The sequence below is a fragment of the Lacrimispora sp. genome, from assembly GCF_032078915.1.
Taxonomy (GTDB): Bacteria; Bacillota; Clostridia; order Lachnospirales; family Lachnospiraceae; genus Lacrimispora.
The window spans coordinates 17,294-29,274 of the sequence record NZ_DAMAUN010000075.1 but is presented as its reverse complement, the minus strand read 5'-3'; the positions used below and the strand labels follow the sequence as shown (position 1 = coordinate 29,274).

The window sequence follows — 11,981 nt, the reverse complement described above, 5'->3', positions numbered from 1 at the left end:
GATAATACAGCAACTAATTTGGTCTGCTTTCTCATAATTAATGCACTCTCCTTTTTTTCTTTTTGAAATATTTTTCGAAATTCCTAATTGCATTACGAGGTAATTATACTTCTAATATTGGAAATTATCGTAAGCAACAGGCGTTTTATACGCATTTATTCAATATTTATTACACTTTTTTCGAATTTTTCTTGATTATTTTTCGAAACACCTATATACTTATGTTAAACTGTTTTTGCATCAAACTACAAGGAGAATAAAGACATGGTAAAAGAATACGCCGTAACTGGTTCAGAATCAGAAAACAAAAGTGTCGTCGAGCAAAGCCTTGATGATTTTCGTGACTACCTGGAGTTCAACAACATGTCCTCCAATACCGTTCACGTGTATTTATTTGCAGTAAAACAATTTCTTGGGTTATATCATGTGATCAGTCATGATAATCTCATGCTTTATAAATGTTACCTTATGGAACATTACAAACCCCAGACAGTCAACTTAAGAATCAGGGCACTTAATTGTTACACAGAATCTTTACAGCTGTCCTCATCCAAAATGCTGATGATACGGGTTCAGCAGAAAACATTTCTGGAAAACGTTATCAGTCAGGCAGATTACGAGTACTTGAAAAAATGTCTGATACGTTCCGGAAACATGCTGTATTATTTTGTCATACGTTTTATGGCAGCCACAGGCGTCCGGGTCAGCGAGCTGGTCCAGATTAAAGTAGAGCATGTAAAACGCGGTTATATGGATATTTACTCCAAAGATAATAAAATAAGAAGAATCTACATACCCAAAAGTCTTCGGGAGGATGCTTTAAAATGGTTGCGACAGATTGACCGTGTAAGCGGATACGTATTCTTAAACCGTTACGGAGATCCGATCACGCCTGCCGGAATCCGGGGCCAGTTGAAAAAGTTCACCGTCCTCTATGATTTGGATCCCAAAGTGGTTTATCCCCATTCCTTTCGTCACCGCTTTGCCAAGAATTTCATTGAATGCTGTGGGGACATTTCCATGCTATCGGATATTTTAGGACATGAAAGCATTGAAACTACAAGGATCTATCTTCACCGGAGCAGTACGGAACAGAAGCAAATTGTCAATCAAATTGTGAATTGGTAGGATATTATGTTAAATGAAGAATTACTGAATGATTTTAAGAAATTTCTGAAGAAAAAGAATTTATCAAATAATACCATTACGGCCTATGCGGGCAGTGTCCGGCTTTTTTACAGTATGTATAAGGAGATCACACCGGAGAGCCTTCAGCGGTATAAAAGCCACCTGATTACCCGCTATCGGCCGGCAACCGTGAACCAGCGGATCTATGCCATGAATCACTTTTCCCGTTTTCTGGCAGAAACCAATGGAGAGGAATATATTTTAGTCGCCTCCTATCATCTGCCTTCGGTAAAAGTCCAGCAAAAAACGTTCCTGGATACCGTTATTTCAAATGAGGATTATGATCTTTTTAAAGAGAAATTAAAAGAAGAGAAAAATTATTTCTGGTATTTTATTGTCCGCTTTCTGGCAGCGACAGGCGCCAGGGTCAGTGAATTGATCCAAATCAAGGTAGAGCATTTAAACCTGGGATATCTGGACCTTTATTCCAAGGGCGGAAAGGTGCGCCGTATCTATTTTCCGGATTCTCTAAGTGAAGAAGCGCTGGAATGGTGCCACAACCAGGGCAAACGAAGCGGTTTCCTCTTTTTAAATAAAGAAGGACGTCTGATCACCCCGCGGGGAATTAATTTTCAGCTGAAACATCTGGCCAGGCGCTATGGAATAGATCCTGACACAGTTTATCCTCATTCCTTCCGCCACCGTTTTGCCAAAAACTTTTTGGCCTGTTTTAACGATATTTCTCTTTTGGCGGATTTAATGGGGCATGAAAGCATTGAGACTACCAGGATTTATCTCACCCGTTCCAGCCAGGAGCAGCAGCAGATCCTGGACGAAATTATCACATGGTAAACAACTTTTTTGTATTCTTGTTTATTTTTCCACATTTTTACAGTATAATTTCGGAAAGGAGGATAATATACCATGATAATTTCTTTTCGTTTTAAAAACTTCCGTTCCTTTCTGGATGAAACTTTTATTGATATGAAAGCGGTTAATTACAAGGAACATCCAAATCATCTGGTAATGGCCGGTAACAAAAAACTGCTTAAAACTCTGGCCATATATGGAGCGAATTCCAGCGGAAAAACCAATATTTTTCTCGCTTTTACCAGCTTTCACTCTTTTATCTTCTGGCAGCTTTTTTCAATGGAGGACATTCCCAGAAAACATTTTATGTCGCTCTTACAGATCAGCTCTTTGGATAGAATTCTTCCATTCCTGGATGAGAAAGTCAACACCCAGCCCACGGAAATGGAGCTTACCTTTATCAGCGGAGAACGGGTCTATGAATACGGCTTCTCTGTCCTGAACAAGAAAGTTCTCACGGAAAACCTGGCCGTGGATAACCATGTGGTATTCACACGGAATGCCGATGAAATTACCATCGGACGCCAGTATGAAAAAGTGTTACGCCAGAAGACAGGGATCCATCCTCACGAGGACCGGTTGTTCTGTTCTATTTTAGCATGCCTGAATATACCTGAGATCACGGCATTCATGGAGCCTTTTGAGTCCTTTTTTTCGAATCGGATCGCATATTATTGTGATTTCCTTGAACCGTTCCAGCTTGCGGGCCATTTGGTCATGGATGGCAGGGCATACAAAGCACTTGAAAACCCGGACGCCCTTAATTATGCCCTGGGGCAGCTAAGAAAGCTGGGAATCCCGGCAGAAGAACTTATTATTGAAAAGGGCATCCCTAAGCTTGGATACCGGGTGAAGTCCCGGGAGACCGGCGAGTACCGAATACAATATATGGACTACACAAAGGTTTCCCTGGGCACTATGAAATACCTTCAATTATTCATTCAGGTTTATCATCTGTCCCAGGGGGGCGGTGTTCTGATCATTGATAACATATCAAATGAATTCCATCCTTCTGTTACAAAGTTTTTTATTGATTCTTTTCAGAAGGACAAAAATTTAAACATACAGATTCTTTTCACGACCTACGATATCTCCATCTTAAATAATCAGCAGTTCCGCCGGGATGAAGTGGCTTTTGTGGATATGAATGAATATCAGGAATCCAGGCTCTACACCTTAGCAGACATAAAGGTCCGGTCTGACGCCAGCTTTTCCAAGGACTATCTTTTAGGCAAATATGGAGCGATCCCGCTTCTTAAAGAATCCATTCACTAGAACGACTGAAAAAGGCATACTGCCAATGGCATATGTCTTTTTTAATTTAAAAGACGGAAATCCGCTGTAGCTTTGGAGTGAATATCCAGCACAATGTTGCATTCCGAAACATGCTGGTAATTGATATCAAGGGAGTAGGCCACCCGCACCTTTAAGCTGTCCTCTTCCTCATTAATCTGAATATCCTTTGTGTTGATCCCGATCATTAGTTCTCCAATGGGCGTGGCATAGCAGGACATATTTTTTTTATCCTTTTCAAATGTCATATGAACGCTGGAACTTCCTCGTTTGATGATATCCAGCCCGGACTGATGGATCTTAATGGTGTTCTTGGTCACTCCACCTGTATCTTCCTGTATCTCGTCATACAGAATGTAGTGCTTGCCGTTTTTCAAAAAATAATCGCCGGCTGTTATCATCTCGACTGAATTGCTGTCGTCTTCTGCAATCTGCATCCCGCTGATGCTGATGAGAACATCTCTTGTCATAATAAAACTCCTTTAGTACTCCTCGATATTGATTTGTTTTGTCTCTTTCACCTGTCCCGGAAGGATGGAGGTGGCAAAGCTGGTGAACTTCTCTGCCAGGTCGCTGACATAGAAACGGTATTTTTCCAGATCACTGCTTCCCTGTCCGCATAAAATGCCATTTTCGTCCAAAATCTGCTTTAACTCCAATGCGGTTTCATATGCAGGGTTTACCAAAGTCACCTCTGGTCCCATGAGCCTTCCAACGGTAGAACGGAGAAGGGGATAATGGGTACAGCCCAGTACCAGTGTGTCAATATATTTTCCCTTTAATTCACTTAAGTACCTGGAAGCGATTTCATCGGTAACAGAATCATGCAAAAGCCCTTCTTCCACCAGCGGAACCAAAAGAGGGCATGGTTTTCCGGTCACTTCAATATCTTCTTTCATTTCCTTCATCACTCTGGTATATACTCCGCTTCGTATGGTCCCTTCTGTCCCAATGATGCCGATCTTCCCGTTTTTCGTTGACTCTATGGCGGTTCTTGCTCCTGCATGGATCACGCCTACAACAGGAATGTCCACTTCCTTTTCTACCGCCTCTAAAGCACAGGCGGTGGCGGTATTACAGGCTATCACGATTGCCTTCACATCCTGGGTCATGAGAAATCGGATGATCTGTCTGGTAAAACGAATCACTGTGCTGCAGGATTTACTGCCATAAGGCACCCTTGCAGTATCTCCAAAATATACGATTCTTTCATCCGGCATCTGCCGCATGATCTCCCGTGCAACGGTCAGTCCGCCTACACCTGAATCAAATACTCCTATAGGTGAATTTCTGTCTGCCATTAATTTTCCTCTTTTCCGCCCTGCTTTTTGACATAAATGTCTGCCCACAGGGCGTTCCTCCTATATTCTGTAACGGTCCATTGCATGCTCCAGCAGCCGGTCAACCAATTGATCCTTATTCATTCCAGCCGATTCCCAGAGCATGGGATACATGCTGATCGCCGTAAATCCGGGCATGGTATTGATCTCATTGAATACCACACTGCCATCCTTTTTCACAAAAAAGTCAACTCTTGCCAGGCCATAGCCGTCTACTGCCTGGAAAATGGCCATAGCAGCTTCCCTTACCCGCTCTGTGGCCCCCTCCGGCAGAACCGGGTCCACAACCGTTCTGGAATCAGAGTTGTTATACTTCGCATCAAAATCATAGAACTCCGCTGCCGCAAGGATCTCCCCTACTCCTGAAGCTTCCACCGGTACGTTTCCGCCTCCGAATACGGCGCATTCGATTTCCCGTCCCACAATCATCTCTTCTACCAGAATCTTTCGGTCATGGTTTGCAGCTTCTACCAAAGCCTCCATAAGTTCTTTCCTGTCACCCGCACGGCTTACTCCCTTGGAAGAGCCTGCATTGGAGGGCTTTACAAACACTGGATAAGAAAACTTCTCCTCTACCCTTCTTACAACCGCCTCTATATCCTTTAAATCATGGCGCATCACCGGCACATAGGCCGCCTGGGTGATCCCCAGATCATCTGCAACGATCTTTGTATATAATTTATCCATGGAAATAGCTGAGGCCAGCACCCCGCAGCCAACATATGGAATCCCCGCCAGCTCAAAAAGCCCTTGAACGGTTCCATCCTCTCCGAATAATCCATGAAGCACCGGGAATACCACATCAACCCTGATGATCTCTGTCTTTTCCCCGTCCATCAGAATAACACCGTTCATGGTTGCATCAGGAGAGATCACTGCTGAAACCGAACCATCTTTCCATGTGCCTTTTAATATATCTTCTACAGAATCCGTTTTTATCCAACGGCCTTCTTCTGTGATCCCAATTAAAACTACATCGTATTTCTCTCTATTAATATGGTTAATAACATTGACCACTGACATACAGGATACAATATGCTCTGATGACTGGCCGCCGAATAGTACAACCGCAGTTTTTCTATCCATTTTACTCTCCTCATTAATTTCTCAATTTTAAAGTGTTTATATTATAGCACATATGGTTACAATTACAAATAGATTCCAGAAAAAAGGAGGAACCCCTATGAAACAGAGACACGATTTATTTTTATGTATTACCTGTCTTCTGATCGCATTTTTGCTTACCCTGTCAGACGGAAGACAAAAGGATGAGGCACTGGCCGCACGGATCGCCCCGGAAATCCTGCGTTTTCACGTATTAGCAAACAGCGACAGCACAGAAGACCAAACCCTGAAATTAAAAGTCCGCACTATGCTGCTCAATTCAATATATGAGGACCTTGGAGAAAATGCATCCCTTGAGGAAACAAAAGACTTTGTTCTCACCCACACGGACAGTCTGGAAAAACAAGCAGAACACTACATGAAAAAACTGGGATATAATTATCCTGCACATATGGAACTGACCAATTGTTACTTTCCCACCAAAACCTATGGAGACATGGTATTTCCCTGCGGCAACTATGAAGCCGTCCGGGTAAAAATAGGCGAAGGAAAAGGACGCAACTGGTGGTGCGTCCTTTATCCTCCGCTATGTTTCACAGATTCTTCGTATGCGGTTGTACCGGATGCTTCCAAAGCAATATTAAAAAGTTCCATGGATGAATCTGATTATCAGATAATCAGCCGGGAAACTCCGAAGATCCATATCCGTTTCAAGCTGGCGGACTTACTATTAAAAAAGCCGGAGCCTACTGTCCAGAATCCGCAATAATCCCGTTCACTGCCCATTGATAGGTATCATAGGCCTGATACAGTGTGTTGTATGCGCTTTGTTTTGCGCCTTCAGCCTGTAAGAATGCCATCTGGGCCTGGAGATGCCCTAGCCTGCTCACCATGCCAAGCTGATAGGAACGATCCGCCTTATCCTTTTCCAGAACTGCTTTATCGTAAGCAGTGCAGGCGGCGTCATAAGCGGACTTCCCCTGAAGGATCCCCTGATAATAGGCCTGCATGGTAACCGTAATAGTCTGCTCTTCTTCTGAAAGACCGGCTGCCTTGTTTTTTACACCGGTAGTGGTCTGGCCGGAAGCTGAGCGGCGCTTTTCGATCAGATCGTAATTATTTCCCACCGCATTTGCTGTATCTGCCTCTAAATTCAGGGAAGAGATAAAAGAAAGCTCCAATTGAGGGACCTCTCCGATTTGAATCTCTGCATCCGCTGAATAACCGGTCATGAGACATAAGGAACGTTTCAGGCCGTCAATGGTGTTATTAAGCTGTTCCAATGATGCCTGTGCCTCCAGCACCCCTTTATTGGCTGCCAGCACATCTGCTTCCGTGGCCATACCCTGCTGAAAGCTTATGGACTGAGCTTCAAAACCTGCCTTGCTGACATCCAGCATCTTCTGGATCATTTCTCGGTTAGCAAGGGCGCTGTTATAGCCTATCATGATCTGACTTACGGCAGAAGAGAAGGTCTTTGAATAGCGGTCAACGTTCTTATTAATCCCTGAATCGATCCGTTTGATCACTTTGTTCAGAGTGTCAGCACCTTTTTCCAGTATCATAACAGTGGTTTTCAACTCCATGTATTTCTTCAGCCCTTCCTCGCTGCTTATGTCACCTGAATCTTCCATGGACTTGGTATTGTCGTTAAGATCCCGAATATATATTTTCAACTCATCATAAACATACTGCTGGTTGCTCTTCTCATTTCCTGCGGAATCAGCAATATTCTGCAAGTCAGGGTTAAAATACCTTACCCTGTCTGAAAGCTCATCAAATTCTATGGTCTGATCCTGGAGTTTGTTCCATTTCTCCTCGGTCATCCCTTCTGGAATGGAAATTCCCGTCTGTCCGGGTCCTACTGCCCCATAAACCGGCAAGGCGGCGGATAGAGCAAGGGTCACTGCCATGCAGGCAGATAAATAACCTTTCATTCTCATATCTTATAAACCTCCTGCCGAAGCCAGTCCGTTTACTGCATTATCATAATTTTGAACCACCTGGAACAGAGTAAGCTCTGCTGTCTTTATGGCGATATTCTTCGTGTCATAGGCATTTTTCTGCTTTATATAATCCAGCCTGCTCAAAGTGCCCAAGTCGAATTTCCTCTGGGCCGTATCCATATTTTTACTCTCCAGGGCAAGTTCTGCTTCTGCCTGGTCGTAAGCTGCCTTTGCCTGAAGAACAGCCCGATAGCATTTTGTCACATCGGAACCGATATTCTGTTCATTGCTTGAAATCGTCCTGTTTAACGTCTGCTTTGTAATATCCCCGACAGCATTCTCCAGCTTTCTCTTATTGATCTTTAACGTATAGTTGCTGCTTAAGGCAGCTTCTTTATCCGTATCCGGGTTCATGGCCGCAATGCGATCCATGTTCACCACCGGAATTTCCCGGATCTCCGGCATATCATTGTATTTCCAGCCCAGCATGACGCAAAGCTTCTGCCTGGTTTCCTCAACCGAGGAGGCCAGCTTGTCGATAGAAGCCTGGGTGCTCTGGACACTCTCCAGGGCTCCAAGCACATCCGCCTGGGTCGCCATGCCTGCGCTCTGTCTTACTAACGCAGACTGGTACACAGCATCCAAAAGCTCCAGACTGCTTTTAGCGCTCTCCAGCTCATACAACTGCTGAAAATAAGCAATCATGGAAGACTGGGCCGAGGCCACAAGATTGGCTTCTTCCTGGTCGTAGGTAAGTTGATATACTGTTAAGTCCTCCACATTGGAATCCGCTGCAGCTTCCGCCCGGTTTGCTCCTGCCGCATTACTCGCATCGTTATACGGATCATCACCTGTTATACCGTTTCTGTAATCATTTGCCGCATCCCGGTAATACTGGGCATACTGATCTCTGGTGATCCTGTCATCCTTCTTTTTATCATTAATATCCAGCTGGTTTTTCTGAACCGTCACATTATATTCACGGATCAGGCCTGCCAGTTCATCGTATTCCATCACATTGTCACGGAGCTTTGCCCACTCCTCTGGGGTTCTTGCAAACTCCGGGCTTCCGGCCCAAACTGTGGCCGCCGGTCCGGAGACAGTAAGCATTGCTGCAAGGCAGAATGCACTGATCTGTTTCCATTTTCTCATCCTGAATCCTCCTTATTTGGAATTTATTCTATCACACCTTTTTTACTATTTAATAACCACTTTTTTCCACTGAAAGATCAAACGGATAATCGCAATCTGCTTCCCTGCTTGATGAGGTTAACAGACTGCAGGTTTCTTAATCCTCCGGCTCTACGATCTTATCTGACTTTCCGGTCATAATGGAATAATATACTGGCAGCAGCAGAAGGGTCAAAACCGTAGAAGCGGTAAGACCGCCTACGTTAACCAGTGACAGGCCCTGCATGATTTCTCCGTCATCACCGATTCCCAACGCCAGAGGTATTATAGAAACAATGGCAATCAGGGTTGTCATGGAGATAGAACGGAATCTGTTGACACCTGCCTTTATCACAGCTTCCCGTTTTTCCATGGTCAGGCGGTACTGGCCTACAGTCTCCACATAGAGAATACCGGATTTCACTACCGTACCTACCAGCATCAGAAAGCCTAACAGGGAGGGCAGGTTTATCTTGATTCCTACCGCCACCATGAGTCCAAACGCACCGATCAAGCTGAAGGGAATGGCCGTCATAACCATCAGGGATAATTTAGGCGATTCAAATTGGGCTGCCATTACCACGAAAAGCAGGAAAATAGCCGTTGCAATCGCCATGGCCAGATTGGTGAACTCTTCTACCATGGCCTCATCCTCGCTGTTTTTTGCCCTTGTAACCGTGGAATCCAGGTATGGATTTACAATTTCCTGGTCAATGGACTTTTTCAACGCCTCTTTATCCTTTTCTGACTTGACAGCCTCAGTAAAGGAACCTGTTATGGTAGCAATATACTGTTTATTCTTTCTGTTAATAGCAGAAGGGCTGTCTTCATAATCAATATCAGCAATATCGGTCAGAGCGGCCGTGCCTCCGAACGCATTGGGAATCAGGATCCCATGAACTTTGTCAAGGGTGTCATAAGAATCCTTTGGATATTCCACTCTTACGGAAAGTTCTTCTCCTGCCACGTCGAGTGTGGTGGCTTCTTTACCGCTGAGCATATTGCTCAATATTCCGCCTACACTGGCCGGAACCACACCTTCTGCCGCTGCTTTTATGGGATCTACATGGACCTTAATGACAGGCGCTGCATTTTCCAGATCGGAATGGACCTTGATCAGTCCGGAATGGCCGGAAAGCTCTGTTACCATCTGGTCTGAGGTTTCTTTCAGCTTATCTAGCTGGGCGCTTTGTAAGATCACTTCAAAATCATGGCTGCCTGATCCGCCCATATCCATCATGGAAGCGGACTTTACGGTAATGTTGCAGTCAGGAAGCTGATTCATTTCTTTTTTCCACTTATTAACAACCTGTTGGGTAGTAAGCTTTCTGTCAGACTTTAAATATCCTGTCAAGGTACCTACGTTGCTGCCGTTTAAGCTTAAGCCTCCCCCTCCGTAGCTTATCATATAGGACTTTAAGTCCTCTTCATTGGTCACAATTGCTTCTACCTTTTTAAGAATCTGGTTTGCCTCTTCAATTTTAAGCCCAGGCTTAACTTCTACGGAAACAGAGACAGTTCCCTCATCCACGTCAGGCATGAGTTCAAATCCCAGTCTTCCCGCCAGAATAAAAGAAACTACCAGTAACAGCACTGATATGGTCATCACCAGAGCCTTTCTGTTCAACAGTTTAGAAATAAGCCGGCTATAGCCCTCCTGGAGGAGCCTCATAATTCCTCCTATAGGGGAATTCTTTTTTTCAACAGGCCGGAGTCTGGTATAGCACATGGGCACAATGGTCAATCCGGAAATCGCTGAAGCCAGGGACGCGAATATAAGGGTAAATCCCAGAGGCATGAACAGCTGGCCCGACATCCCCTGAAGCATTGCCAGAGGGATAAATACCACGCTGTTTGTCACAGCGCCACCTAAAATGGCCGAAAACACCTCTCCGGTTCCACTTACCGCTGCTTCCATATATTCCCGGAAGCCCTTTCCCTTTTGGGCGCGGAAGCAATTGTCCAGTACAACGATAGAATCATCCACCATATTCCCCACGGCCAGTACAATACTGCTCATGGTAATCAGGTTCATGGAAAATCCCATAGCAGACATTAAAATCAGTGAAATGAGCATTGATGCCGGGATGGAGCTTCCCACAATAAGAGAAGCTTTTAAATCACCGAAAAACAGGAAGATAATGACCATGGAAATAACAACGGCCGCAACCATTGCATCTTTAACACTTCCCAGAGCCGATAAAATCTGGTCACTGGAATCATCTATGGTGATAAAATCTACATTAGGATATTCGTGCTTTAAGTTTTCAATGGTCTTTTTGACACCTTTTGAAACATCCACCGCACTGTTCTTTTGCTGCTTGTTGATGGACAAGGTAATGGTATCATCCCCATTGTACCGCCCAATGGCCTTCTGATCTTTCGAGGATTGTGAAATATCGGCAACATCTTCCAGGTAAATGGTTTTTCCGCTTCCAGCCGCCAAAGGAACCTTCTTAAGGCTGTCAACGGTCTTTATTTCTACAGCAGTACTGACCGATAAATCCCGTTTTCCCACTCCCGTACTTCCTGCCGGATAGGTAAAGTCTGCTGCCTGAATGGCCTGACTAATGGAATCCATGGTCAGATGATACTGGGCCATCTTTTCCGGAATCAGACGAATGCTGACATAGTTTTCCTCGCCTCCGCTGACATCAACCCTGGCAACGGAAGGAATTTTTTCAAACTCCGGAACAATCTTATCATTGACATAGTTATATAAATTGCTTTGAGTGGAATCCTTGACTGCCAGCGTGACGGAGGGCATTTCATTCATGTTGAATTCCATGATCGTTGGTACGTCCACATCATCAGGAAGTTTTACACTGTCCATCTTTTTCTTTAATTCAGAATACGCCTTATCCATGTTGGTTCCGTACTCATACTCCAGAACCAGAATGGAGACATTCTCCTGGGAAATGGACTGGATATTTTTGACACCGGACAAAATTCCCACGGATTCTTCCAGGGGCTTGGTAACCAGGTCATTGACATCCCCCGGATTTGCACCGGGGTATGTGCTGGTGATCAAAAACATAGGAAATTTCATTTCCGGGGTCAATTCCATCTTAGCGTTAAAAACAGAGGACAGACCAAATACAAGCAGACACAAAATTGCTAAAACAAAGGTTACAGGACGCTTTAAAATGCCTTTTACAATTCCCATTCT

General features: G+C 44.4%; 10 protein-coding genes. 4 read left to right on the top strand and 6 right to left on the bottom strand.

Annotation, left to right across the window (positions count from 1 at the left end; translation table 11 throughout):
- The first annotated feature begins 264 nt into the window (after window positions 1-264).
- The 3 genes from RT269_RS22970 to RT269_RS22960 all read left to right on the top strand — a co-directional run bounded on the left by RT269_RS22970 (window position 265) and on the right by RT269_RS22960 (window position 3,273).
- A complete protein-coding gene (locus RT269_RS22970) occupies window positions 265-1,128 on the top strand; it encodes a tyrosine-type recombinase/integrase (RefSeq protein ID WP_313186123.1) in 864 nt (287 codons plus the stop codon).
- Between the two features lie 6 nt (window positions 1,129-1,134).
- Window positions 1,135-1,980 (top strand): tyrosine-type recombinase/integrase, encoded by an 846-nt coding sequence (locus RT269_RS22965; protein WP_313186122.1) that lies wholly within the window; start codon window positions 1,135-1,137, stop codon window positions 1,978-1,980.
- Between the two features lie 72 nt (window positions 1,981-2,052).
- Complete coding sequence (locus tag RT269_RS22960) at window positions 2,053-3,273, top strand: AAA family ATPase (RefSeq protein WP_313186120.1); 1,221 nt, start codon at window positions 2,053-2,055, stop codon at window positions 3,271-3,273.
- Between the two features lie 41 nt (window positions 3,274-3,314).
- Here RT269_RS22960 and RT269_RS22955 read toward each other — a convergent pair whose 3' ends face one another.
- The 3 genes from RT269_RS22955 to RT269_RS22945 are packed head-to-tail and all read right to left on the bottom strand — an operon-like array spanning window position 3,315 to window position 5,717.
- Window positions 3,315-3,761 carry a DUF1934 domain-containing protein gene (locus RT269_RS22955; protein WP_100306081.1) on the bottom strand — a complete coding sequence of 149 codons (447 nt, stop codon included), beginning with the start codon at window positions 3,759-3,761 and terminating at the stop codon, window positions 3,315-3,317.
- 12 nt (window positions 3,762-3,773) lie between these two features.
- Window positions 3,774-4,592: a glutamate racemase gene (gene murI, locus RT269_RS22950; protein ID WP_313186117.1), complete on the bottom strand. Its 819-nt coding sequence runs from the start codon at window positions 4,590-4,592 to the stop codon at window positions 3,774-3,776.
- Between the two features lie 60 nt (window positions 4,593-4,652).
- Entirely contained in the window at window positions 4,653-5,717 is a 1,065-nt protein-coding gene (locus RT269_RS22945) for a D-alanine--D-alanine ligase family protein (RefSeq protein ID WP_313186115.1), read from the bottom strand.
- 97 nt (window positions 5,718-5,814) lie between these two features.
- Between RT269_RS22945 and spoIIR the strand changes: the two genes are divergently transcribed.
- On the top strand, window positions 5,815-6,465 hold the full coding sequence (gene spoIIR, locus RT269_RS22940; protein ID WP_313186113.1) for a stage II sporulation protein R: 651 nt from the start codon (window positions 5,815-5,817) through the stop codon (window positions 6,463-6,465).
- Here spoIIR and RT269_RS22935 read toward each other — a convergent pair.
- The 3 genes from RT269_RS22935 to RT269_RS22925 form a co-directional block, all read right to left on the bottom strand.
- Entirely contained in the window at window positions 6,443-7,639 is a 1,197-nt protein-coding gene (locus tag RT269_RS22935) for a TolC family protein (RefSeq protein ID WP_313186111.1), read from the bottom strand. The genes spoIIR and RT269_RS22935 overlap by 23 nt on opposite strands.
- Window positions 7,640-7,642: 3 nt before the next feature.
- Window positions 7,643-8,794, bottom strand: a complete 1,152-nt coding sequence (locus RT269_RS22930) for a TolC family protein (protein ID WP_313186109.1) — start codon at window positions 8,792-8,794, stop codon at window positions 7,643-7,645.
- Between the two features lie 136 nt (window positions 8,795-8,930).
- The gene (locus tag RT269_RS22925) at window positions 8,931-11,978 is read right to left on the bottom strand and encodes an efflux RND transporter permease subunit (protein WP_313186107.1); all 3,048 of its coding nucleotides are present in this window, start codon (window positions 11,976-11,978) and stop codon (window positions 8,931-8,933) included.
- Window positions 11,979-11,981: the final 3 nt, after the last annotated feature.

What these genes read in the sequence shown, in the direction of transcription:
- spoIIR (WP_313186113.1), top strand. Translation starts at nt 5,815, where the DNA reads ATGAAACAGAGACACGATTTATTTTTATGTATTACCTGTCTTCTGATC.
- RT269_RS22965 (WP_313186122.1), top strand. Translation starts at nt 1,135, where the DNA reads ATGTTAAATGAAGAATTACTGAATGATTTTAAGAAATTTCTGAAGAAA.
- RT269_RS22970 (WP_313186123.1), top strand. Translation starts at nt 265, where the DNA reads ATGGTAAAAGAATACGCCGTAACTGGTTCAGAATCAGAAAACAAAAGT.
- RT269_RS22960 (WP_313186120.1), top strand. Translation starts at nt 2,053, where the DNA reads ATGATAATTTCTTTTCGTTTTAAAAACTTCCGTTCCTTTCTGGATGAA.
- RT269_RS22930 (WP_313186109.1), bottom strand. Translation starts at nt 8,794, where the DNA reads ATGAGAAAATGGAAACAGATCAGTGCATTCTGCCTTGCAGCAATGCTT.
- murI (WP_313186117.1), bottom strand. Translation starts at nt 4,592, where the DNA reads ATGGCAGACAGAAATTCACCTATAGGAGTATTTGATTCAGGTGTAGGC.
- RT269_RS22955 (WP_100306081.1), bottom strand. Translation starts at nt 3,761, where the DNA reads ATGACAAGAGATGTTCTCATCAGCATCAGCGGGATGCAGATTGCAGAA.
- RT269_RS22925 (WP_313186107.1), bottom strand. Translation starts at nt 11,978, where the DNA reads ATGGGAATTGTAAAAGGCATTTTAAAGCGTCCTGTAACCTTTGTTTTA.
- RT269_RS22935 (WP_313186111.1), bottom strand. Translation starts at nt 7,639, where the DNA reads ATGAGAATGAAAGGTTATTTATCTGCCTGCATGGCAGTGACCCTTGCT.
- RT269_RS22945 (WP_313186115.1), bottom strand. Translation starts at nt 5,717, where the DNA reads ATGGATAGAAAAACTGCGGTTGTACTATTCGGCGGCCAGTCATCAGAG.